At 34.8% G+C, this 25,372-nt stretch carries 26 protein-coding genes; 1 reads left to right on the forward strand and 25 read right to left on the reverse strand.

Annotation, left to right across the window (positions count from 1 at the left end; all coding sequences use genetic code 11):
- Window positions 1-19: 19 nt before the first annotated feature.
- From dinG to DM447_RS10455, 10 genes are all read right to left on the reverse strand, one after another.
- Window positions 20-2,812, reverse strand: coding sequence for an ATP-dependent DNA helicase DinG (gene dinG / locus DM447_RS10410; protein WP_112181162.1), 2,793 nt, complete (start codon window positions 2,810-2,812; stop codon window positions 20-22).
- 103 nt (window positions 2,813-2,915) lie between these two features.
- Complete coding sequence (gene panD, locus DM447_RS10415; RefSeq protein ID WP_112181163.1) at window positions 2,916-3,305, reverse strand: aspartate 1-decarboxylase; 390 nt, start codon at window positions 3,303-3,305, stop codon at window positions 2,916-2,918.
- 11 nt (window positions 3,306-3,316) lie between these two features.
- Complete coding sequence (panC, locus tag DM447_RS10420; RefSeq protein ID WP_112181164.1) at window positions 3,317-4,189, reverse strand: pantoate--beta-alanine ligase; 873 nt, start codon at window positions 4,187-4,189, stop codon at window positions 3,317-3,319.
- Window positions 4,190-4,191: 2 nt separating this feature from the next.
- Entirely contained in the window at window positions 4,192-5,019 is an 828-nt protein-coding gene (panB, locus tag DM447_RS10425) for a 3-methyl-2-oxobutanoate hydroxymethyltransferase (protein WP_255421345.1), read from the reverse strand.
- A gap of 13 nt (window positions 5,020-5,032) precedes the next feature.
- Window positions 5,033-6,007 (reverse strand): biotin--[acetyl-CoA-carboxylase] ligase, encoded by a 975-nt coding sequence (locus DM447_RS10430; RefSeq protein ID WP_112181165.1) that lies wholly within the window; start codon window positions 6,005-6,007, stop codon window positions 5,033-5,035.
- On the reverse strand, window positions 5,983-7,185 hold the full coding sequence (locus DM447_RS10435; protein ID WP_112181166.1) for a CCA tRNA nucleotidyltransferase: 1,203 nt from the start codon (window positions 7,183-7,185) through the stop codon (window positions 5,983-5,985). The genes DM447_RS10430 and DM447_RS10435 overlap by 25 nt, the downstream gene beginning before the upstream one ends.
- Window positions 7,178-8,314: an N-acetyl-alpha-D-glucosaminyl L-malate synthase BshA gene (gene bshA / locus DM447_RS10440; protein WP_112182722.1), complete on the reverse strand. Its 1,137-nt coding sequence runs from the start codon at window positions 8,312-8,314 to the stop codon at window positions 7,178-7,180. The genes DM447_RS10435 and bshA overlap by 8 nt, the downstream gene beginning before the upstream one ends.
- 8 nt (window positions 8,315-8,322) lie before the next feature.
- Window positions 8,323-8,727, reverse strand: coding sequence for a methylglyoxal synthase (gene mgsA, locus DM447_RS10445; protein WP_112181167.1), 405 nt, complete (start codon window positions 8,725-8,727; stop codon window positions 8,323-8,325).
- Between the two features lie 31 nt (window positions 8,728-8,758).
- A complete protein-coding gene (dapB, locus tag DM447_RS10450) occupies window positions 8,759-9,559 on the reverse strand; it encodes a 4-hydroxy-tetrahydrodipicolinate reductase (protein ID WP_112181168.1) in 801 nt (266 codons plus the stop codon).
- Window positions 9,552-9,908, reverse strand: a complete 357-nt coding sequence (locus DM447_RS10455) for a nucleotide pyrophosphohydrolase (protein WP_198663113.1) — start codon at window positions 9,906-9,908, stop codon at window positions 9,552-9,554. Before DM447_RS10455 ends, dapB begins: the two co-directional genes overlap by 8 nt.
- A 197-nt stretch (window positions 9,909-10,105) precedes the next feature.
- On the opposite strand from DM447_RS10455, the gene DM447_RS10460 reads away from it, so the two are divergent.
- Entirely contained in the window at window positions 10,106-10,981 is an 876-nt protein-coding gene (locus DM447_RS10460) for a YitT family protein (protein ID WP_112181169.1), read from the forward strand.
- Between the two features lie 45 nt (window positions 10,982-11,026).
- Here DM447_RS10460 and DM447_RS10465 read toward each other — a convergent pair whose 3' ends face one another.
- The 15 genes from DM447_RS10465 to DM447_RS10535 form a co-directional block, all read right to left on the reverse strand.
- Window positions 11,027-11,707 carry a zinc metallopeptidase gene (locus DM447_RS10465; protein ID WP_112181170.1) on the reverse strand — a complete coding sequence of 227 codons (681 nt, stop codon included), beginning with the start codon at window positions 11,705-11,707 and terminating at the stop codon, window positions 11,027-11,029.
- 65 nt (window positions 11,708-11,772) lie between these two features.
- A complete protein-coding gene (locus DM447_RS10470) occupies window positions 11,773-12,540 on the reverse strand; it encodes a sporulation protein YpjB (protein ID WP_157967312.1) in 768 nt (255 codons plus the stop codon).
- Between the two features lie 80 nt (window positions 12,541-12,620).
- Complete coding sequence (gene lhaT / locus DM447_RS10475) at window positions 12,621-13,211, reverse strand: lipoprotein heptaprenylglyceryl N-acetyltransferase LhaT (RefSeq protein WP_112182724.1); 591 nt, start codon at window positions 13,209-13,211, stop codon at window positions 12,621-12,623.
- 123 nt (window positions 13,212-13,334) lie between these two features.
- Window positions 13,335-13,889: a ReoY family proteolytic degradation factor gene (locus tag DM447_RS10480; protein ID WP_112181172.1), complete on the reverse strand. Its 555-nt coding sequence runs from the start codon at window positions 13,887-13,889 to the stop codon at window positions 13,335-13,337.
- Between the two features lie 100 nt (window positions 13,890-13,989).
- Complete coding sequence (locus tag DM447_RS10485) at window positions 13,990-15,255, reverse strand: tetratricopeptide repeat protein (protein ID WP_112182725.1); 1,266 nt, start codon at window positions 15,253-15,255, stop codon at window positions 13,990-13,992.
- Window positions 15,256-16,043: 788 nt separating this feature from the next.
- A complete protein-coding gene (gene aroA / locus DM447_RS10490; RefSeq protein ID WP_112181173.1) occupies window positions 16,044-17,336 on the reverse strand; it encodes a 3-phosphoshikimate 1-carboxyvinyltransferase in 1,293 nt (430 codons plus the stop codon).
- A 14-nt stretch (window positions 17,337-17,350) separates the two neighbouring features.
- Window positions 17,351-18,451: a prephenate dehydrogenase gene (locus DM447_RS10495; RefSeq protein WP_199286606.1), complete on the reverse strand. Its 1,101-nt coding sequence runs from the start codon at window positions 18,449-18,451 to the stop codon at window positions 17,351-17,353.
- Entirely contained in the window at window positions 18,448-19,554 is a 1,107-nt protein-coding gene (hisC, locus tag DM447_RS10500; RefSeq protein WP_112181175.1) for a histidinol-phosphate transaminase, read from the reverse strand. Before hisC ends, DM447_RS10495 begins: the two co-directional genes overlap by 4 nt.
- Before the next feature lie 18 nt (window positions 19,555-19,572).
- A complete protein-coding gene (gene aroH, locus DM447_RS10505; RefSeq protein WP_112181176.1) occupies window positions 19,573-19,935 on the reverse strand; it encodes a chorismate mutase in 363 nt (120 codons plus the stop codon).
- On the reverse strand, window positions 19,932-21,017 hold the full coding sequence (gene aroB, locus DM447_RS10510; RefSeq protein ID WP_112181177.1) for a 3-dehydroquinate synthase: 1,086 nt from the start codon (window positions 21,015-21,017) through the stop codon (window positions 19,932-19,934). Before aroB ends, aroH begins: the two co-directional genes overlap by 4 nt.
- Window positions 21,017-22,183: a chorismate synthase gene (gene aroC / locus DM447_RS10515; protein ID WP_112181178.1), complete on the reverse strand. Its 1,167-nt coding sequence runs from the start codon at window positions 22,181-22,183 to the stop codon at window positions 21,017-21,019. Before aroC ends, aroB begins: the two co-directional genes overlap by 1 nt.
- A gap of 187 nt (window positions 22,184-22,370) precedes the next feature.
- Complete coding sequence (locus tag DM447_RS10520) at window positions 22,371-23,141, reverse strand: CheR family methyltransferase (RefSeq protein ID WP_112181179.1); 771 nt, start codon at window positions 23,139-23,141, stop codon at window positions 22,371-22,373.
- A gap of 92 nt (window positions 23,142-23,233) precedes the next feature.
- The gene (gene ndk, locus DM447_RS10525; RefSeq protein ID WP_112181180.1) at window positions 23,234-23,638 is read right to left on the reverse strand and encodes a nucleoside-diphosphate kinase; all 405 of its coding nucleotides are present in this window, start codon (window positions 23,636-23,638) and stop codon (window positions 23,234-23,236) included.
- Between the two features lie 24 nt (window positions 23,639-23,662).
- A complete protein-coding gene (gene hepT / locus DM447_RS10530) occupies window positions 23,663-24,631 on the reverse strand; it encodes a heptaprenyl diphosphate synthase component II (RefSeq protein ID WP_112181181.1) in 969 nt (322 codons plus the stop codon).
- Window positions 24,632-24,654: 23 nt separating this feature from the next.
- Window positions 24,655-25,371, reverse strand: a complete 717-nt coding sequence (locus DM447_RS10535; RefSeq protein WP_112181182.1) for a demethylmenaquinone methyltransferase — start codon at window positions 25,369-25,371, stop codon at window positions 24,655-24,657.
- Window position 25,372: the final 1 nt, after the last annotated feature.

Consider the following 25,372-nt stretch of genomic DNA (forward strand, 5'->3'; position numbering starts at 1 on the left):
ATGCGTAAATGTTAACAGATCATAACCAATCTTGAGCTATTTCCATTAATTCTTTTGTTGTTTTATGATGGATAGGTATTTCTGGTATCGAATCAATAAAGTAATTACTGTATTTAGCAGTCATTATTCGATCATCACAAACAAATACAATACCTCGATCAGTACTGGAACGAATTAATCGACCAAATCCTTGTTTAAAACGAATAATTGCATTAGGTAAGGCTAGTGTGGCAAACGGGTTTTTTCCCGACTTTTTTAGATAGTTTGCTTTTGCTTGATATACCGGATGATTAGGTGGTTGAAATGGTAATCGCACGATCACAACACAAGATAAATCACTTCCTGGAATATCAATTCCTTCCCAAAAAGAATTCGTACCTAACAAGATAGCCTGATCAAATGTTTGAAAATTCTTTTTTAATCTAGATCGACTTCCGCTTGAAACCCCCTGAGCAATTAACATATATTCTTCTTCATCGATTATCTCACGTAATAAAATATACGCTTTTTTTAACATATCATAAGATGTAAATAAAACGAGCATCCTACCCTTTGTAATATGAGCTAATGATAAAATCGCTTCACACGTTGCTTCAATAAAATCATCCATTTTACCGTATTTTGCATAGGGGAAATCAGTTGGAATTAATAACTGAACTTGATCTTCGTATGCGTATGGTGAAATGATTTTCTTTTCTAAAACATCTTCTTTTAGAAGACCGACTCTTTCCTTAAAAACAGAGAATGAATTTTTCATTGTTAACGTTGCACTCGTCATGATAACGCTCTGTTTTTCTTGGAATAGTTTCTCCTGTAACAGATCGGCAACATCAATTGGTTCTTGGTATAAATACACTGCATTTTGAGCTCCAAATGCATCAATTTCAATCCATTTAACTTCTTCCATTTTCAATTGGTGAATAAAATAATTTTCCAATTCATCGATAATAGTCTGAATGCGTTTCATATGCCATTTAACTTCTTCCATTAAATCTACAGCCATGTCACTTTCCCGCATCAAATGTAAGATTCGTGATAAAATATGAATGAGGTCACGTAATTGAAAAGACAATCGGTTTACCATCTCAATAATTGTGTCCCAACCTTGATCTGTTCCCTCTGGTATACGATATTGATAACGACCTATATCGTTAATTGCAATGTCATTTACTTGTTTTTCTTTAACATATTGAAATAAAAAGCGAAATAAGGTATCCGTTTCTTCTTTAGCCTCTAACCACCATTTATCCCATTCGTATTCTTTACAAATAAGAGCAATGTCATTGTCATACTTCATTAATTTTTGAATCCAAGCTCCATCTTCCATACTTCCAATCGCTTGTAATGTTCGTTGAACGGAAACGTAATCTAAACTCAGTCCAAAATGTTTAGAAGCAGTTGCTTCTAAATGATGTGCTTCATCGATAATTATCTTCTGAAATGATGGCAATAAAGGAATCTCGCTTGTCATATTAGCACATAATAATGCGTGATTCGTAATGATTACATCCGATTTTTGAGCATTTGTTTTAGCCCTATAATAAAAAGAACGTGTGAACCAAGGAGAGCTAACATCTAAACCACCTTCTGCTTCAGTAGAAACTTTACGAAAGAATTGTTGTCCACTTGATGGTAATTGAATTTCATCTATATCACCAGTAGTAGTTTCCGTTAGCCAAATTAGGATAATTGCTTTTGTTAACGTAATATCGTAGTTGTCAAATTCAGATGAACGGAGTGTTTGTTCAAATTTAGCCAAACTAAGATAATGTTGTTTTCCTTTTAAGATAGCTGTTTGGAATGGAAAAGACAGTACTTTTTCTAGTAAAGGTATTTCTTTCTCGATTAACTGCGTCTGTAACTGCGTTAGATGCGTACTAACTACCACTCGTTCATTATCATGAACTGCCTGAAATAAAGCCACGATTAAGTAAGCTAATGATTTACCTGTACCCGTTTCTGCTTCAATAATAGCATGTTGTTTTGACTGAAATGCATCATAGATTAGTTCAGTCATTTCACGCTGTCCACTTCGCATTTCAAACTGACTCATCGCCTTCGCCAAGTCACCATCTTTTTGATAAAATCGCTCCATGATTTCACCAAAAGAAATAGTTGTGTTGTTAGTCGACTTTGCTTTTGTTACGTGTTTCTTTAAAGCTAACCCTCGAAAAATTTCAATACCTTCAGGTTCTTCTGTTAGAAAAGCTAATTGATTTTCTCGTTCTTTTAAAACTTCTCCTAGATCACTTTTTATTCTTGGTTCCATTTGCCTAAGTTGAACAATTGTTTCGTATGGTAATGCATATATTTTATTTAATAAATGCGCAAGTAAATAAGATGTTACATGCGCATCAGACAGCGCTCGATGTGGGTCTACATGGCTTAATTCTAAAAACGTAGCTAACTGACCCAATTTAAAACCTGGTGCTTGAGGTAATAATATACGTGATAGTTCTACCGTATCAATCACCGGTTGTATTAAGGGAGCAAGACCTACCCGTTTAAACTCATCATTTAAAAACCCTAAATCAAACGGTACATTATGCGCGACAAAATATGCATCATCAAAGAGTATTCTGATTTGTTCTGCTATATCCTCGAATATTGGTTGACCGGAAACATCTTCATCCGTAATACCTGTTAAATTTGTTATAAAAGTTGATATGTTGACTTCTGGATTTACTAAAGTAGAATATTCTTCAATTATTTCGCCATTTGACCAAACAATTATGCCCACTTCTATAATTCGATCACCTTTAGATGGTGTATGTCCAGTAGTTTCCAAATCAATAATTACATATTTGTTCATTAACCCATCCCCATATGATAACTTATAAGAAGTTATTTATATTTCTTCCAGTATGTAGGATATATAAAAAGAAAACTCCTACCAAACATACTGTTGATAAGAGTTAAGACTGAAGTGACGTAAGTGGTGTCTCCTGTTCAAGCATCTCAACCACGTCATTTTTTTCGTTCATAATGGCAACTTTAGGTTTATAAGTTGAAAACTCTTCATCAGATACTAGCGCATATGAAACGATTATCACTATATCGTTTTTTTGAACAAGTCTTGCGGCAGCACCATTTAGACAAATAACTTTACTTCCTCTTTCTCCTGGAATCACATATGTTTCTAATCTAGCTCCATTATTATTATTAACGATCTGCACCTTTTCGTGCGGTAAAATATCGACTTTATCTAGTATATCCTGATCAATTGTAATACTACCAACATAATCTAAATTTGCTTCGGTAACACGAGCTCGATGGATCTTCCCTTTCATCATCGTGCGATACATACGCTTTCCTCCTAGCCTAATACGTTTGAACTTGTGCCATCAGGCATTAAGATAATATTATCAATAAGCCTAGCTTGACTAAATTGTACAGCAACTGCAATGATCACTTGCTGATCTACTCTAGTTAAAGGCTTTAACGATGGAAATCGTAATATTTCAACATAATCTATATTACCAGTTGTGTGCGTATTGATATATTTTTTTACTTCATTCACTATAATAGCAGGATTTTTTTCACCGTCAAATATTTTTTGTTGCGCTACTTGTAAACTCATAAATAATGAAGGAGCTTCAGTGCGTTCTTGTTCTGTTAGATAGACGTTTCTACTGCTTTTAGCTAAACCATCTACTTCTCTTATTGTCTCTAACATGTGCAATTGTATTGGAAAATTGTAATCTTTAATAAGTTGATCAACAACCGCAACTTGTTGCGCATCCTTGATTCCAAAATATACATGATCTGGTGAGGTTGTATGGAATAATTTCGTTAATACAGTGACAACACCATCAAAATGACCTGGTCGTGATTTAGCGCATAAGACATCAACACGATCAACCACTTGAATTGTTATACCTAAATCTGTTGGGTACATTTCTTCTACTGTAGGCATATAAAGAGCATCCACGCCATTCTTTTTCGCAATTTCTATATCATGTTGTTCGTTTCGTGGATACTTTTCGAAATCTTCATTAGGACCAAACTGTAAGGGATTGACAAAGATACTTGCAACCAAAATATCATTTTCTTGACGGGCTTTCTTAAGTAAAGATTCATGTCCTTCATGCAAATAGCCCATTGTCGGAACAAATCCAATCTTCTTCCCAATTCTCTTGTTTTTCAATGTATACTCCTGCATGGAGCTAACTGTTTTTATAATCTGCATGCTTATTCCTCCGGTAGTATTGTATCTGCATTAATCGTGTAGCTATGTTTTTCTTCCGGAAAGCTCGCAGTTTTAACTTCTTCGACATATGTTGATAATGCTTTAAAAATAGGTTCCGTAACATTTTCATATGTTTTTACGAATTTCGGAAGATGATTGTCACCGTATTGGATCAAATCATGATAGACAAGCACTTGACCATCACATGAACTACCTGCTCCAATACCAATTGTCGGAATTTCTAGTTGATTCGTTATTATTTTAGTGACTTCTTTTGGTACACATTCTAATACTAAAGCAATTGCACCGCTTGCTTGTAATGCCTTGGCATCTGCAATGATTTTTTCAGCACTAGCCTGGTCTTTACCCTGAACACGATATCCGCCAAGGACATTGACTGTTTGTGGAGTCAAGCCTATATGAGCAACGACTGGAATTCCAGCATTTGTTAAATGTGTGACTAAAGTTAGAATCTCAGGTGATGCACCCTCAATTTTTAAACTTTGTGCATTTGTTTCTTGAAAAATACGTTTTGCATTTTTTAATCCATCTTCTAATGAAATATGATACGACATAAAAGGCATGTCTACTACAACATATGTATCATTTGCAGCTCTTGTTACTGCTTTTGCATGGTGAATCATGTCATCTACTGTTACTTGGATGGTTGAATTATAACCTAGTACAACCATCCCTAAGGAATCACCGACTAAAATCATATCAACATTTGCCTGTTGTGCTAGTTTCGCTGCAGGATAGTCATATGCAGTTACCATTGCAATCTTCTCATTTTCATGTTTCATTGTCTGAAATGTTCTACTAGTTTTCAACGTTGACGCTCCTTTACCACTTTATTTCTGCTGAATACAAGACTTCAATTTGATTTTGCTCGTTTTCTATCCGTAATGCACCATCAGCACTAATCCCTCTAATAATTCCTTGCTTTTCAACATTTCCTGCTTTATAAACTATTTCTTTATTTATTTTATAACCAAAGGATTCCCATTTACTTTTTGTTTCTGAAAACCCCATTAATAGATAGCGATCATACGCTTCTTCAAAGCGTTGTAATAGTGCTTGAATCAATTCTTGTTTTTTAAGTGTCTTTTCAACTTCTATTTTTAAAGAAGTGGCAAATTGACTTATCTCCTCTTCAAAACTATCTGCGGTTTGATTTACATTCAGACCAATTCCTATTACAATGTGATTGATATTATCTTGTTCTGCTTGCATTTCAGTTAAAATTCCTGCTACTTTCTTACCATGAATAAGTATATCATTTGGCCATTTAATTGTAGGTGTAACACCTACCTCTTCTTCAATCAGTTCAGCTAATACTGTTGCTGCTACTAAAGTGAATTGTGGCGCCTGTAATGGCGGAACATCAGGACGTAAAATAATACTCAACCACGCACCTAAATCATTGTTAGAGAACCATGACCGATTCATACGTCCTCTTCCGCTTTCTTGTCGATCCGCTATTACCACGGTTCCATGGGCATATCCATCTTGAGCTAATTTATTTGCTTTCGTTTGAGTGGAGGGCATTTTCTCTTGGTAGACCATACTTTTCCCTAACCACTTTGTCTTCAATCCCCATTGGAGTGTGTTTTTACTCATTTTCAAAGGGAATGCAACAATCCGATAGCCTTTATTTGGAACGGCTTCTATTTGGTAACCTTCTTCTTCTAAACGTTTCATCTGCTTCCATACTGCTGTGCGTGATATGTCAAGTCTTTCAGAAATAGCTTGTCCAGAAATAAATGCAGTACCACTTAATGCTAATAACTCCATTAATTGTTCTTGGGTGGATGACATGTAATAACCCACTCCTTAATTTCTATCTTTTTATTTAATAACTCACCATCAACAATCGCCTTTTCAATTTCATTAAGATAAGTTGCAATCCAATCACCTTTTTCTCGATTCGGATACAACGCAATTAGCTCTGTACCAGATAATTCGACTTCCTTACGAGATTGAATAGGTAAGCTATCTACAACTGCTAACAAATCTGTTTTTTTTATTTCAACTTGATAAAGGATTCGGCTTAAACGTATAAACGCTTCATATAATGTTTCAGGTAATTGATATAAAAGCCAGTTATGTATACCATCTTGTTTATATAAATGTAAAATTCGCACTAACTTATCAGCCATTAAAAAAGTTCGATTTGATTGTTTCCATTCTCGGACCACATCTTTAATCGATACATGTGATGCTTCCATTTTTAAAAATGCAAATACTTCATGTAGCGATAAAAGTGGGGTCTGTATAGTTTCCATACTTTGCACTAAGATTGGATCGTGCTTAAATACAGGCAATTTATCCCACATTTGTACAGTTGACCAAAGTACCATAGCATCTGAAACTGCTTGACCTGCAAGGGTTTTCTCAAATTCAACTGCTAAACGTTCTACTGCAATCTCTTCTATCCATGCTACTTTTTCTTTAATTGCAACTAATGTCTCTACTTCTAGCGTGAAATTTAATTGACTGACAAACCGTAATGCACGCATCATTCGCAGTGGGTCTTCATGAAATCGATCACGAGCATTTCCTACTGTTGAAATAATCTGTTTCCTTATGTCCAATTGACCTTTAAACGGATCATATAAGTCTCCACTTTTATCCATTGCTATCGCATTAATAGTAAAATCTCTACGACTAAGATCTTCACCGATTTGATTAACGAATTGCACTTGATCTGGATGTCTAAAATCCGAATAATTGCCTTCTGTTCGAAATGTAGTAACTTCAAAAGATTGTTTCTTTAGACGTACAATGACAGTCCCATGCTCAATTCCAACTGGGATAACTTTCGGGAAAATGGCTTGAACTTCTGTCGGAGTTGCAGATGTTGCAATATCAATATCTTTAACCGGGTTCTTTAATAGATAATCGCGAACTGCACCACCAACAAAAAATGCCTGATGCCCTTTCGCTTCTAATTTTTCTAATACAATTACAGCTTGTGAAAATAAGGCATCAAGCATTATTTTCACCCTCTAAAAGTCGATCATAGATTTGTTCATATTCATCAACTATTTTATCAGCCGAGAATTCTTGCTTTACGTGAGCTATTGCCGCTTGAGAAAATGCTTTCCATTCATCTTTATTTGTTAATAAATGAAGTGCCTTGGAAACGATCGCTTCGTTATCTCCTAATTCCACAATATAGCCATTTATTCCATCCTCAATTACTTCAGGAATACCACCAATATTTGTACCAATACAAGGGACACCACACGCCATTGCTTCTATTAAAACAAGGCCAAAACTTTCTTTTTCAGATAACAATAACTTTAGATCAGCTAACGATAATATTGAAGCGATATTATTTTGCTTACCTAAAAATAGAACGCGGTCTTGTAATTGCAACGATTCCACTAGTTGGAACATTTCAGCGTACTCTGGTCCATCGCCAATCAGTATTAATTTAGAAGGAATTTTCTCATTTATGTCACGAAAAGCATAGATAACATCTTGTATTCTTTTCACTTTACGAAAATTAGAAATATGTAATAGTACTTTTTCATCAGACTTGATACCATAATGATTACGAAGATCACTCGTATCTTGATAATAATATTCACTTTCATCGACAAAATTATAGACAACATTAATTTTCTTGTTAACTGCTAACATATCTTGTGTTTGCTTAACTAGACTGTTTGAGACAGCCGTAACAGCATCTGAATTCTCAATTCCGTGCGTGATCATTCGTTTTAAACTTCGATCAATACCAAGTACAGTAATATCTGTTCCATGCAATGTCGTAACAATCTTTATATCACGTCTAGCCATTTGTTTAGCCAGTAAGGCACAAATAGCATGAGGCATCGCATAATGAACATGTAAGATGTCTAATTCTTCTGTATCAATTACTTCAGCCATTTTATTTGCAAGAGCTAGATCATACGGTGGGTATTGAAAAACTGGATAATGGTTTACCTCTACCTCATGAAAGTATATATTCTTATGAACGCTATTTAATCGAAATGGTATGCTTGATGTTATAAAATGAACTTCATGTCCTTTTTTTGCTAAAAATTTCCCTAATTCAGTAGCAACGATGCCAGAACCACCTACAGATGGGTAACATGTTATTCCAATTTTTTTAATATTCATCATTAATTATCCTTTTTATTTAGATTTCTCCAATCAAAAAAACCAGCTTCTAAAGCACGTATGACAATCTCTGCTCCCGCTAAATTAGTAACTAAAGGAATTTGATGCACATCACATAAACGCATTAATGCACTAATATCAGGTTCATGGGGCTGTGCAGTTAATGGATCTCTGAAAAAAATTATTAAATCCATTTCATCTGTTGCTATCTTCGCGCCAATTTGCTGATCGCCACCTAGTGGTCCAGACAGAAAGCGTGTGATAGAAAGACCAGTTCCTTCACTGATTTTAGTTCCTGTTGTTCCTGTAGCAAAAAGCTCGTGTTTTTCTAATATATGTTTATAAGACATAGAGAATTGAATAATTGCTTCTTTCTTTTTATCATGCGCTACCAATGCAATTTTCATTTAACAAACACTCCTCGTTTAATTTCTAACTCTACTCCAATAGATTTTCTAAACCATATACAAGTACATCTAGCTTCATTACATGATCAATTGAAAACTTAATTCCAGACATAAATGATTCCCGATGAAATGAATCATGTTTAATAGTTAAATTCTCACCAGGTCCACCGAATATGACTTCTTGATGAGCAACTAGTCCCGGTAATCTTACACTATGAATGTGCATACCATCAATATTAGCACCTCTTGCACCAGCTATTGTTTCTTTTTCATTTGGATGTCCCTGTTGTTTCGCTTCCCGTTCTTGCTTTATTAATTCAGCTGTCTTCACCGCTGTGCCGGAAGGGGCATCAAGTTTTTTATCATGATGTTTTTCAATGATTTCAACGTCAGGAAAATACTTAGCTGCCCACTTCGAGAATTCCATCATTAATACTGCCCCAATCGCAAAGTTTGGTGCAATTACTACGCCTATTCCCTTCTCTTCTGCTAAATCAGTTAATTCCTCTAATTGTTCAGATGTAAAACCCGTTGTTCCCACAACTGGACGTACACCATATGAAATAGCCGTTTTTGTATGTAAAAAACCTACTTCTGGTGTAGTAAGATCTACTAATACATCTGCTTGTGACTCACTAAAACATTGATCAATATCCGTATAGATTAGTGCATTAAAGCTTGGTAAATCTTCAACATCTTTAACTTTTTTTTGGTCATTTTTCGTATCTAAACAAGCCACTAATTCTAAATCATCATGTTTTTCAATCATACGAAGCGCTTCACTACCCATTCGTCCACGAGGTCCTGCCACTACTACTTTAACTTTACTCATCTTGATCACGCTCCAAATCTATTTTTGTCCATCTGTCTTTGTCTCTTGTTTCAATTTTTGTCATCGCTTTATCAAAAGCTTGACTAATGTCAATATCTAACGAATTAGCAAATGAAAGTACAACAAACATCAAATCACCTAATTCATCTTCAATTGTATTTGAATCTTCTGTATCCTTTTTAGTTTTTTCTCCATGCACATGATTAACTTCTCTTGCTAACTCCCCAATTTCTTCTGTAAAGCGAGCTAACATACTTAAGGGACTAAAATATCCTTCTTTAAATTGCGCTATGTATGTATCGACACGTTTTTGCATTTCCACTGTATTATGTTTATCTTCAATTGACATAAAGGAAACTCCTTCTTTTTCTTATAAGTATAACATTTCCTATTCAAATTCTCTTCTAATGTTAGCGAAAACAACTCAGTTTGACAAATTTTTTAATCTATTTAGGACAAAATAATTTTTAAATTGATTCGTTAGTTGAGAATACGCTTCTGTTTGACTATAATAGATAAGGTGCTTTTAACAGGAGGTCGAATAGTTTGTCATTATTTGGTTTAAAATTGAAAAATATTTTCTTTATTTTAATTGGTTCAGCTATTTTTTCGTTTGGTATAGTTCACTTTAATATGCAAAACAATTTGGGGGAAGGTGGATTTACAGGGATTACGTTACTTTTCTATTTCTTATGGAATTGGGACCCAGCTATTTTAAACATCATTCTAAATATACCGGCATTTATTATAGGTTGGCGTTTCTTGGGTCGAAATACGTTTCTATATTCGATTATTGGAACTTTAGCAGTATCTGTGTTCTTATATATTTTTCAGATTAGTCCTTATCAACTTCATTTAGAATCCGACATGACACTTGTCGCATTATTTGCAGGTGTGTTTATTGGTGTTGGTCTTGGAATTATCTTTCGCTATGGCGGGACTACAGGTGGGGTCGATATTATTGCTCGGATCGTTCATAAATATGTTGGCTGGAGCATGGGGAAGACGATGTTCATTTTTGACGCAGCCGTAATAGCAACATCTCTTGTTCTGTATTTAGAATTAGTTGAAGGTATGTATACACTAGTCGCCGTTTATCTTGCTTCACGTGTGATTGATTTTATACAAGAAGGTGCTTATTCTGCAAGAGGTACAACGATTATCTCCAATTATAGTCATCAAATTTCAGAGAAAATCCTAATAGAGATGGACAGAGGCGTAACTGTCTTGCAAGGAAAAGGCCGATTCTCTGGAGAAAATAAAGAAATATTATATTGTGTCGTTGGTAGAAATGAAATTGTACGCTTAAAATCAATCATTCATCAGATTGATCCGCATGCTTTTGTAGCTGTTTCTGCGGTACATGATGTTTTAGGAGAAGGTTTTACGTTGGATGAGAATAAAAAGCCCTATCCAGATTAAAAAAACAAGCTGGCGTCTAAAGACACCAGCTTGTTTTTTATCTAATTACTCGTCACCTAGCACAAACATCAGTACAAAACGAATTAATTCCGCTACAGCAACCATTGCTGCGGCTACATATGTTAGTGCAGCTGCATTTAATACTTTTTTAGTTTGTCTTTCCTCATTATTTCGAATGACACCAGATGAAACTAGCTGGGTCATCGCTCGACTAGATGCATTAAACTCAACTGGTAACGTTACTAATTGGAATAAAACAGCAAAAGCCATAAAAATAACACCAATCAAGATTAAATTTGATGCTTGCAAGATTACACCTGCAATGATCAGAATAAACGACGTCTTATCCCCAAAACTAGCGATTGGAAATAAAGAGTGTCTAAAACGCAAGAATGCGTATGCTTCAGCATCCTGAATAGCGTGTCCCACCTCGTGTGCTGCAATTGCAGCTGCTGCCATAGAATGGCCATGAAAATTATCACTTGATAAGCGAACAACTTTTTTACGTGGATCATAATGATCCGATAAAGTTCCTCTTGTTTCTTCTATCGTTACATTATATAAACCATTATCATCTAATATTTTTCTAGCAACTTGTGCACCTGTCATATAAGATGAAGTTGCAATTTTGGCATATTTTTTATACGTACTTTTTACCTTTGATTGCGCCCATATAGGAATAATCATTAATAACGCAATATAAATTAGGTAAGAAACCCAGTCCATTTCCATTCCTCCATAAATTTTCTTCAACTACTTACGATTAATTTTAGTCAATAATGGTCAAATAGTCAACTGTTATGTTGTTTCTGTTTTTTCTTTTTCTGACCTTTGTATTTTCTCCACGCAACATACGTTAGCGTTAAAATAATGGCGCCACCTACGATTAGAATAATCCAATAAAAAGATAAATAAGCACTTTGTTGAGCGGGAATCGTAATGTCCATTAATTCAGCCTGTCTAAATACTACTTGAAAGGGTTCCATATTTGTTTCGCTACGCACATCATACAATCGATTGTAGGAAGAAACGAGTTCATAATAATCTTCTTCTTCTAACATGATCGATAATGTTGGTTGAATTATTTCCCATTGTGAAATAATCTCTTTTCTTTTACTGTCAGATGCCAGTCCTTCTGCAAGCACAGATTCGACGGTTTGGTGCAATGACTCCTTCGTTTTTACCCAAATTGGTTGTTGATTATGCTCAAGTGCATCTAATGCAATAACAAGCGACATGGCAGTATGTAGTTTTTCCACCCGACCTATTGATGTATCATTTACTATTTCAAGATTTTCATGAATTAACTCTCCGATGACAGCTTGTGATTTTTCATGATCTGTATTCGCAGCAAGGCGAATTACTTCCTGATTTTCTTTTAACCAATTATTTGCCATTTGATATCTTTCTTCTGTTATATACCGTTCATATTGATATGCAATAGAAGAAGCCTCTATTTCATCTGCATCTAATTCGGAGAATAACTGATATAAAACAATACATAAAAGTATTGTCAGGCTAGTAATAATGGCTTTTTTTTGAAATTTCCAGTGTTTCACTCGAGATCCCCTTCTCTCATTCATTCTTCCTTACTTAATACTTAATGTATGAGAAGAAGGACGAGCTTAGACCAGATGAATTAGGATAAATCTATTTGATTTCTGCTTCGAATCGTTAAATAATATGCCAACGCTACCGAAAATACACTTAACCAGAAGGTGAAATAACCAATCTCATTCATATACAGATCTAAACTACTATATCTGGGCATCATATTATAAACATAATCAATAAAATCATTATGAAATGTCCAAACTGCAGCCACAACTAAATGGCGAATCTTTATTTTATAATGAGGCGCATATAAAAGTCCTTGTATAGCCATTGCGCCATGGGAAGCTATTAACATATACCCTGCCCAAGAGAGAGAACCATTCACTAGTAACATAAGAAGATTCATCACAACTGCCCAAACACCATACTTAAACAAAGTGACTATTGCTAATGCTTCAATATATGGAATGTTTTTACCAAAAATAAAAAACGTTAAAAATATGGTGAAAAATAAACTGGCTGTTGGACTATCCGGCACAAAAATCAAAAACTTAGCAGGTGTGTTCGCTAGTTGGCCTTCATACCACATATAACCGTAAATCGTTCCAAAAAAATTAATCATCCATAAAAGAATCAAGAAAGTTCTGTTCTTTAATATCAACCTTAGGTAATTCATCATTTATTCCTCTCCACTCAAATAAGAAACCCCAACCAATAAGGAAGGAGTTTCCTGATTATACACTATTTACTGATTAAAATTAAACATAGCATGTACGTGCCTACATATCAAGCGTAAAAGCTATTTCTTATTTGGGTCTATTAACCCATTTAATTGATCAATATACATTGTAAAAGCAATCTGATCTCGTTTATCTAGCGCTTCATCAATTTTGTCTTCTAATCGTTTCTTTTGTGATTGATAAATTGTATATTCTAGAACCTCTTTAGCTATTTCCTTTTCCCTTTTCGTAATAAAAAAGTCTTCAGATAAATATGGATTATCCTCTAAAACCGCTACATAATTAGCATTTTGATGGGCATTTTCAAAACTTAATTGTACATAAATGGGGTCACTTCGATTCAACCTTATATCATGAAAAGATTTCTCAGCATCGGTTGTAACAATATGATTTTTATAAAAACGAAAAGGTACATCATTCGAGCAATGCGTAGATATAACAATCCCTCTTGGGCAATAGCGTGCTTCTCTAATAAAGTGAACATGCGCTAATAAAGCATCATGGTTTGTTAAATAGTTCAATATCCAGACGCTTTCTCTTTTTTTTAATTGGTAATTTTGCAAAAACCAACGAATAAATAGTTTTTTATCTTGTACAGAAACAGATGTATCCAAATTATATCCCTCCTAAACCGACTATAGGAAAGTAAAACACCAGATGTAAGAAAAGTATTATAATCGTCATTATGTGCTAGTTCAATACAACATAGCTATATTAATAATCTTCAGCTTGGTCTTTTAACCTTGCAATATATTCTTCTAATTCTGTATCACTTGGTTCCAAACCTAAGTAACGTTCTAATATCGTAATCGCTTCGTTTCTCCTCCCCTCTTCTACTAGAAAGTAACCATATTCTTTAAGGAAATCCTCATCATCCTTAAAAGTATTATATGCATCTTGATAAAATTTTAGTGCTTCAGAGAAGGATTCTTCTTCTTTATATGCTTTCGCAAGTTCCCATTTATAATAACCTTCTTCTTCCCCTTGTTCAATACTATGCGTTAACAGGTCTATTATTGCCTCTTGATCTTGATCGTGTTTATAACTTTCAACTAAAAACAGAACAGCCTCTTTAAATCCTGGATCAATACTAACCGCTTCTCTTGCTAGCTGATAACCTGCCGCATGATCACCCATTTTCCGTGCTAATGAACCTGCTACAAGATATAAGTCCTTGTTTAATTCATCCATATCTAAGCCTTTTTTTGCCGTTTCATAGGCCTCTTGAATAAGCCCTTCCGCTTCGTATACTTCTGCTAAATATAGATAGACAGATTGATATTCGGGATCTAATTCTATTACTTGTTCCCATGCCTGTTTAGCAATATCATACCGATCTGCGCGATAGCCAATAAAACCATAGCGGAATAGCACATCCACATCATCTGTTTCAACGAGTTGAAAATATTCTATCGCTTTCTCAAATTCACCAGTTGCTGCATAGCATTCAGCAAGTCTTACAGGAATTTCCACTTCCGCCATTACTTGTTGCATGGCATAGACTTTCTCATAATAGGGAATCGCTTTTAGATATTCACCATTTGAAAAAGAAAGCTCACCTAATGCAAAATCAAGTAACGTTTCAGCAGGATCAAGTTGCTTTGCCTCTAGTAACTTTTGTTCAGCAACTTCAAATAGACCTTGGGTTTGGTAAAGATCAGCTAATTGCAATAAAACAGCTAAGTATTCTTCATCTTGTGGATTGAATTTGTTTAGCAATTCAATTGCTTCTTGATCCTCTTGTAAGTCAATATGTATGTCAGCTAACATTAACTTTAAATCCGTTTCATCTGGATATTGTTGTACAATACCTAGCAAAATCATCTTCGCTTCTTCTAGCATGCCCCATTGTTTATATAATTCTGCAATGGTATATTTTTCATCCTCATTCGCTTGTGGTAAGAATTCTTCTAGAACCTTAATTGCCTCTTCTGTTTTATATTGTTCCATTAATTTAATAGCTCGATGTATTTCTTCCATTTTCACGTCCAACCTCTCTGTCATAAAATATAACTATCGATAGCTCCATAATAACTAAAAAGTGTTTTAACAGCAATTAATTAGTAGTCGCCACTGTTATTTATTTAATAGTAGTTAACTTAAATTTCTCAATTCAAATTAGAATTTGACTTCACACTTGAGAGAAACTGCTACGTAGTGGAGCTTTTTAATCCGCTACGTCAGCAAATGGATGCCCTTTCCTTGGGCACAGGAGTGTCATCCATTTGCTTCCTTCGCTAGAAAGAACTTAAAGTCCGAAAAAGTCTGTAATTGTTGATATTGTAACTTCATCAATAAACATATTACCGACCAGCGATGAAAATCCACTACGACTCCTGCAGGAACAGCGCGATCTGAAGATCCACTTGGAAGTGTCTTTCTTCCAAGTTAGCTGAAGACGTGCCTGCGGAAAGCGTAGTGGATTTTCAGAGCGAAGTAATCTGGTGAGTTAAGTCGTAGTTGATGATGATTCCGATGTAAGGAACGTTACGTTGGAGTCTAGGCTTAATCCGTTATTGACAACTTTTTTAGAATGCAGAGCTGTTTAAAGAATATCAAGTAATAGAACAGCTATAATCCAAACGAATGACAACCAATGATAAGCGCTTATTTTTCAAGTTAGAAAGTTAATTCATTTAATATAAAGCATTCTATTTGTTTTTATCCAACTATCAATGAATTCCTTTAACATAGCCAAACAAAAAAACACCCCCATTTTTAAATTTATTGTTACATACGCAGAGGGTGTCTGATTAATTATAAAGTAATTATTTTTTTATACTTTTATCCAAGTGTTCAAAAAATGTTGGATAAGATATGTTTATACAGTCTGGGTTATTTAATGTTACCTGATCAGTAGTGATTAACGATGCGATTGCAATCATCATTCCAATACGATGATCTCCTAATGAGTCTACTGAACCACCAGTTAATTTTGATTGTCCTTCTATTATCATACCATCATTTGTTGCTGTAACCGACGCACCTAGTGCTTGTAATGTATTGACAACGGAAGCAATTCGATCTGTTTCTTTATATCGCAATTCTTCTGCATCGCGAATAATCGTAGTTCCTTTTGCTTGGGTCGCAAGCAATGCTACAATTGGAATTTCATCAATCATTCTAGGAATTAAATCTCCACCAATTTCAATTCCTTTCACATCTGACGAACGAACAGTTATCGATCCAATCGTCTCTCCACCTATATGACGTTCTTCTACTACATCAATATCAACACCCATTAACTGAAGTACATTTATAATACCTGTTCGAGTATGATTTAAACCAACGTCTCGTATGGTTAATTCACTATTAGGTACAATTGCTGCAGCAACAAGGAAGAATGCAGCTGAAGAAATATCGCCTGGTACTTGAATCGTTGTACCCGTTAATTTCTGTTCTCCGTCTACTATTATTTTCTCATTCTCTACCGTAATATCTCCACCAAATGCTTGCAACATATTCTCAGTGTGGTTTCTTGTTGTGGTTTTTTCTATAACTTCCGTGGAACCCTCTGCTAATAAACCAGCTAATAAGATGGCAGATTTAACTTGCGCACTTTTAACTGGTGATTCAAAGGAAATCGAATGGAGATTCCCACCACGCATTGCTAAAGGAAGGTACTTACCATTTTCTCTTCCATCAATATGGGCACCCATTTCTCTTAACGGAACTGTTACACGATCCATTGGTCTTACTGATAAAGAATCGTCTCCATATAACGTGACATGAAAAGGTAATCCCGCTAACACCCCTATTAGTAAGCGAGCTGTTGTCCCAGAATTCCCTAAATTAATTGGTGTTAGCGGCTCTAATAATCCTTCTACACCAGAACCCTCTATTGTAACTTCCTGAGCTTCTTTCTTGATGACTACTCCCATTGCTTGAAAAGCATGAATGGAACGCATACAATCTTCGCCATCCAAAAAATTAGTAATAGATGTTTTACCATAACTAAGTGAGCCAAATATAATGGCACGATGTGAAATTGATTTATCACCTGGAACGTATATATCACCACTTAAACCAGATGTGATTGGAGATAACTTTTTACTATCCATATGATTACGACCTCCTATTCTTGAAGCATTGTTTCATAGCCCTTTTTGACTAATAATCGATGACTTTCAATTTGATCTTCTTGGGTAATAAAACTTAACCGAAGTACACCAGTAATACCTTCTCTAATTTCAAGAATTTCAATGTTTTTAATACTGATTTCATGTTCTGCTAATAAGGATACAACTTTTAACAACGCACCTGTTTGATCAAATATATCAATATATAAATCATAAAAAGATGGAATAGCTCCTTTTTTCTTTGTTTCTAGACCGTCTCGGTATTCTCTAGCTTCTTCCAAGTATTGGTACATTACATCTTTCTCATTCATATCCAACAAGTTTTTCAGTTGATCCATTTCTTTGATCCAGTCTTCTAAAAGATTGGCGATCACTTTTTTATTTTGAAAAAAGATATCTTGCCACATTGCTGGATTACTAGAAGCAATTCGGGTGATATCACGAAATCCACCAGCTGCTAATGTAGGAATATTAACGTGTTTTTTTTGCCATTTTTTTGCTTGATGGACAAGTGAAGAAGCAATTAAATGTGGGAAATGTGAGATCACACTTGTCATTTCATCATGTTCAGTCGGTTCTAACACCAAAAAACTACTTCTTGTACCTTCTAGCAGCATTTTTAAAGCGTTTATATGTTTCTTTGGACATGATTTCTCTGGTGTTAAAATATAGATGGCATTTTCAAAAAGATGTCCTTTTGCAGCTTGTATACCCTTTTTATGTGAGCCCGCCATTGGATGTCCGCCGATAAAAGTGATCAGATTTGATTCAATTCCTTTAGCTGCTTCGACAACAGGGGATTTCACGGAAGAAACATCTGAAATAAGCAAAGGTTTTTTAATCTCTATTTCATTTAATTGCTCAATTAATTCGACCGTCTTTGAAACCGGTGCTGCTAAAATACAGTAGTCCGCTAGTTTTAATGCTTCAGAAAAAACAGTATAAGCTTCATCTATTATTCCATTCATTATAGAATAGTCCAATGTGTTGGAATTAACATCGTAACCAATAACATAATGGTCCGTATTATCTTTAATATTAACAGCGAGAGAACCGCCAATTAATCCCAATCCCGCAACTAAAACGGTTTGTTTCACGATTCCATACCTTTTAATATAGGAGTCAAAAATGCGCGAATATGTGCTTGTATTTGTTCCATGTCTTCTTTCTTTCCAATAGTTATCCGCACACCATTAGGATGTCCTAATGCTTCTCCAGAACGAATGATATATCCTTTACTCAATAAGTGTTCAAATAACATATCACCGCTAGTAGGTAATTTAACAAAAACAAAATTGGTTTCGGAATCATAATATTCTAAATTCAGTTCATCTAAGAAATCCAAAAATGCTTGTTTATTCTTCTCAGTTTCTGTTAATGAATAAGAAAGAAAGTCAATATCTTCTAAAGCAACAACTGCAGCTCCTTGTGCAACACTCGTTGTATTGAAAGGACCTCTTGTTATATTTAATAGAGTAGTAACTTTTTCATTCGCTACCCCGTATCCTATACGAAGACCTGCAAGTCCATATGCTTTTGAAAAGGTACGTAAAACAATTAAATTTGGATATTTATCTAATGCTTTAATCGCATCTGGAGCATTTTCAGCGGTAACATACTCATAATAAGCTTCATCAACAACAACTAGAACATCACTAGGACATTCATCCATAAATATCGTTAAAGACTCCTCGTTAATTAAACAGCCTGTTGGATTATTTGGTGTACATAACCAGACTATTTTTGTTTTATTATCAACTGCATCTAACATGCCTTGTAGATCATGATAGCCATTAAGTAGTGGTATTTCTTTAACAGTAGCGCCTTGAATAAGTGCGTTATGTTTATATTGAGGAAACGTTGGATTAGCAATGATTGTATTAGAACCCTCTTCAAGAAAAGTTCGGCAGATAATATCAACAACTTCATCAGAACCACAACCAAATACAAGTTGGTCTTTATCCACTTGTAATTTTGCTGCTAACACTTTTCTAAGTTCTGTTGTATAGCCATCAGGATAAATTTCAAAATTAGTAGCTAAAGATGGAATTGCATTTTTTACTTTATCTGAATAACCGAATGGATTCTCATTTGATGCCAGTTTCACTATGTTCTTTAGACCATATTCTTTCATTACTTCTTCCGTCTGCTTTCCCGGTTTATAAGGTGTCATTTCTTCAAATACTTTTTTTCCATTCATTTTAATTCGCTCCTAACGTTAATTCAATAGGTCTGGTCTAAGTTTTGTCGCATTGTGATGATAGACATGTCTGATTTCTTTTTGTGTTTGTTCTGTGTCAACTGTCATCATAATTCGAATACACTTTTCTAAACTTCCTGGGACATCTATTTCTTGCATGCACATCACGGGGACATACATCCACCCATCAAGTTCTCTAATTGGTTTTGCAGGAAAGGTTGCATTTAAGTCGGACGTTACGGATACTAATACATTTGAAACGCTCTCTGGCTGAATCTGATTCGCTTTAATCATTTCGCTTACTAATTCATTTGTATTTCTTAATATTTCTTGCGCTTCGTTATGTACAACAGTTGTCGCACCTCGAACACCACGTATCAATAGCCCACCAACTCTCGTAAAAATTTCTCTAGTAATATCGCTAAGTTATGGTCATCAATCAATTCAATTGCTGGTTCACCAACTGATTTAAGTAATACCATCTGAACGTTATGATTTCTAGCCTTTTTGTCTTTTTTCATACGATCTATTAACTTATTTATTTGTAACCGCGGTAGATCGAATGGATACTGATTTGTTCTAAGCCATGTCAATAATTCATGATAAGGTAACTTATTGTTATTATCATAAAAATATTCACTAACACGGATAGCAAATAGCATTCCAATTCCAACTGCTTCTCCATGTGTAATTTCCCCATAACCTAACTCAGCTTCTAGAGCGTGACCTAACGTATGTCCGAAATTTAAATACTGACGGATGTTACTCTCTCTTTCATCTTGTTCCACAATTGATGCTTTTACTGCAATCCCTTTTAACAAGTGATCCATTAATACTTCTTCAGACAAAGCATCTTTTACATTAACAGAACTAATTTTATCCCAAAACGGTTTAGGACTAATTAAGCTATGTTTAGCTATTTCTGCATAACCAGAACGAATTTCTGTTTGTGTGAGTGTATGTAATGTTTCTACATCATAAATGACTGCTTGTGGCGGGTGAAAGTTACCGATTAAGTTCTTCCCTTCTGGGTGGTTAATCGCTACCTTACCACCTACACTACTATCATGTGCCAGAATAGTTGTTGGCATTTGAATATAATCTATCCCTCGCATAAAGGTAGAAGAAACAAAGCCAGCTAAATCACCAACCATACCTCCACCCAATGCGATTATTAATCCATGTCGATCTAGTCCATATTGTAACGCTTGTGTAATGACATCGAAATATACACGAACACTTTTAGAACTTTCACCTGCAGGTACAATTGTATAATTAACTTCTTGATGTTTTTGTAAGGACGTTAGAACGTCTTGTAAGTATAACGATTCTACATTGCTATCTGAAATAATAAATATACCGCTATACGACTTTGATATGAATTTGTCCGTATCAAAGCGTAATTTGGTTCCAATAGTAACATTATACTTATTTGTACTCGTCTTTACTGTTATGGTTTCCATTAAAAGCACCTTAATTCTTCACGATATTGTTTCACCGCTTCTTGTAATTTAGGAAACTGATCATGTGGAAATTGTTCTAGTATAGCTTTTGCAACTTCGAATGCTACAACGTGTTCCATTACAACGGCAGCAGCCGGAACTGCACATGAGTCAGATCTTTCTATACTTGCATTAAAAACTTCTTTTGTTTCAATATCAACACTTTGTAATGGTTTATAAAGTGTTGGTATAGGTTTCATAACACCTTTTACAACGATTGGCATGCCAGTAGACATTCCACCTTCAAATCCACCTAAACGATTGGTTTTTCTATAATACCCTTGTTCTTTATCCCAAGCGATTTCATCGTGAACTTGACTACCATTTTTTCTAGCAGCTTCAAAACCAATTCCAAATTCCACACCTTTAAAGGCGTTAATACTTTGAACTGCTCCGGCAATTTTAGCGTCTAATTTGCGATCATAGTGCACATAAGAACCAACACCCGCTGGCATGCCTTCTATGTATACTTCACAAACTCCACCAATTGAGTCACCGTCTTTTTTGGCTTTATCAATAGCATCCATCATTTCCTGTCCTGCATTTTCATCAAGACAACGTACAGGAGATGCTTCTGAAACTTCCATTTTTTCTTTGATTGACAAGGTTTCGATTTCTTTTGCCTTAATGCCAGCAATTTCTTTTACATATCCAACTATTTCGATTCCTAAATGAGTAAGCATTGTTTTAGCTACAGCACCTGCAGCAACTCTAGCTGCAGTTTCTCTAGCAGAAGAACGTTCTAATATATTACGCATATCACGATGGCCATATTTTAAAGCACCATTTAAATCAGCATGTCCAGGGCGTGGACGTGTAACTTTTCTTCTAATATCCTGATCACTTTCGATTGGATCTTCTCCCATAATATCTTCCCAATGTGCAAAATCATCATTGCTGATAACCATCGCGATTGGCGAACCCAACGTATAGCCATGTCGAACGCCACCTGCAATGTCAACTAAATCCTTTTCAATTTGCATCCGTTTACCTCGTCCATGCCCTTTTTGACGACGTAATAAAGAATGATTAATATTTTCTGATGTCAATGGCATTAAAGCTGGTAAGCCTTCTACTATTGTTGTTAGTTGTTTACCATGTGACTCGCCTGCTGTTAAGTAACGCATTAAAATCCCCCCGTGTGATTACAATTTTGTATTACTATACCATACCTTGAACCATCTGTGTGGTTGCAATTAATAGATTATTCATTTTTTTCGAAAAGTTTAGAATCGTCCAATACAAATCATTTATATTTTACCATAAATGTGATTTACTGGACGATTGATATACGATTAATTTAATTTGTCTATGCTAATTCTTTTGATAAAAAAAGGTATCCAAAACTTCAAAACCAAATTTTTCAGGAGTGAAAATTTGTTCGGTACTTCCGACAAAAAACACACCTTTTTCAACTAAAGCATTATTGAATTTATTATAAATAGTTGTTTTAGCCTCTTCTGTAAAATAAATAAGTACATTACGACAAACAATTAAATCAAAATTAGATTGGTACGGATCCGATAAAAGATTATGTTTTTTAAAAGTGATAGATTTCTTTATCTTATCATCAATAACATAAAGTGCTCCCTCTTGTTTAAAAAACTGGCTCTTTAATTTAGGTGGTACTTCATTTAATGCACGTTCAGTATATATACCTTTTCTAGCACGTTCTAAAATTTTATCATCAATATCAGTTGCTAAAATACTAACATTAGCCAAGTCAACGTATTGACTTAACATCATCGCAAGCGTATATGGCTCATCACCAGTCGAACAGGCAGCACTCCAAATTTTTAATTTTTTATTTTTTTTAAGTAAATCCGGCAAAATCTTATTTTCTAATACATTCCATCTTGTTGAATTCCGATAAAACTCTGACACATTAATAGTCATTTTATCTAGAAATTCTTCCATTAATTCTTTATCTGAAACTAACGCTTTATAATATGAATTAAAATCAGAGAACCCTTTTTTATCACGTAACGAAGTCAATCTTCTTTTCATTTGAACTTCTTTATACAATGATAAATCAATTCCTGTTTTTTTCTTTATTGAATCGCTAAACGTTTGATAGTCAGTCATCTTAATATCCCCTAACATAGATAATAATAAGCTAAGCCTCACCCATTAAAAGGGAATGAAACGTTCTTACTAAATATATAATTAAAAAACCTTTACAAGTCTGGAAAAAATAAATTGATTTCTCGCCTTGCATTTTGCAAAGAATCCGAACTGTGTATCACGTTTCTTCTTTTATCTGTTCCATAATCAGCTCTTATCGTTCCCGCCTCTGCTTGAGCAGGATCGGTTGCACCTATCATCATTCTCGATTGCTCTACTATATCTTCTCCTGCCCAAACCATTGCAAATACAGGTCCAGAGGTTATATATTCTTTTAGTCCAGGATAATATTCTTTATTTCGATGTTCTTGATAATGTTGGTTTGCAACTTCACTCGTCATTGTTAACATTCTAGCAGTAATCATCCGATAACCTTTTTTCTCAAATCTAGAAATGAGTTCACCAATTATAGCTCTTTTTACACCATCAGGTTTTATCATAATAAACGTATTATCCATGAGTATCCTCTTTTCCTAATGTAATTATGTTTTTCGATTTCCTATGTAAGTAGCGATGTCTTTTAACGTTTCTTTTGCTTTTATATCAGGTAGGGCATCTAATGCATGGTAAGCTTTTTCTAAATAAAGATTGCTTAATCTAAAAGAAGCATCAATAGCATCTGAATTCTTAATTTGTTTTATAAGTGCTGGCATCTTCATATTGATATTCATCGGATCAGAAAATACTTCTTTTAACTGCTGATAAAAATAATGATCTCTCATCGCGTATAGGACAGGTAATGTTATATTACCTTGCATTAAATCACTACCCGCTGGTTTACCTAATTGTTGTGCCGAAGCCGTGAAATCTAAAATGTCATCTATAATTTGATAAGACATGCCAATATAATAACCATATCGATATAATAAAATCTCTTGCTCCTTAGGAACTTCTCCAGCAATTGCACCTAATTGACAACTAGCAGCTATTAAGGAAGCAGTTTTACGTTTTACTCTTCTCAGATAGTGCCGTACATTCTGATTTACATTAAATTTACTCTTTATTTGTTCCATTTCACCAATGGTTAATTCAACCATTGTTTTAGATAGAATTTGATGTGCTTTTGCGTTATTTATTATAGTCAGATATTCTAAGGAACGAGCAAAGATATAATCACCCGTATACATTGCAATTCGGTTGTCCCATTTAGCTTTAACAGTTGGTTTACCTCTCCTTAGTTCAGACTCATCAATTACATCGTCATGGACCAAAGAAGCCATGTGAATCATCTCAACTGATACAGCAACAGCTTTTATTTTTTCTAAATCGTATACTCCAAACTGGCCGGCTAGTAAAACAAACACTGGTCTTAGCCGTTTTCCTCCAGCATGTAAAAGTTGCGTAGAAGCTTCTCCTAAAACGGGATGATCCGCTTTAACCGTTTCTTCCAATGCCTTTTCAATTAATTGAAGATCTGGTTTTAAATACGCATAGGTCATTGCTAATTTCATTCTGTTCACCTTTATGATTTAATTTACAGATGGTTTGGTTTTTCACCTAGATGCATAGCTGCAACACCACCAGTATATCCTTTTACTTTCACAGACTTCAGTCCAACTTCTTCAAATAACTCTTTTAATTCTTTTTTACCTGGGAATGCTTTAGCTGATTCGTGTAACCATGCATATTCATCTTGACTTTTCGCTATAAGTTTACCAACTAATGGCATAATGAAACGAAAGTAGAAGTAATACAACTGACGAAATCCTAGAGCAGTTGGTTGTGATGTTTCTAGACAAACAACTTTTCCACCTGGTTTAACAACTCTTGTCATTTCCTCAAGTGTTTTTTTGTAATCAGGTACATTCCGTAACCCAAAACCGATTGTCACATAGTCAAATGAGTTTGACTCAAAAGGAAGTGCCATTGCATTCCCTTCAACAAACTCCAGTTGAGGATACGTTTTTTTATCTAATTTATTTCCTGCAACAGATAACATATTTTTACTAAAATCTAATCCAATTACTTTGCCACTTTTCCCTGTTGCATCAGCTAAAGCAAATGACCAGTCACCAGTTCCACAGCATACATCTAATGCTTGATTTCCAGCTTCTACTTGCATGGTTTTCATGACATTTTTCCGCCAAGATTTATGCCTGTTAAAAGATATAACTGAATTCATAAAATCATATCGTTTATATATTTTTTCAAATACGTGATGTACACGTTCTTCTTTTGATTGCTCGGCCACT

Source organism: Paraliobacillus zengyii, from assembly GCF_003268595.1.
In the GTDB taxonomy this organism is placed as follows: Bacteria; Bacillota; Bacilli; order Bacillales; family Amphibacillaceae; genus Paraliobacillus_A; species Paraliobacillus_A zengyii.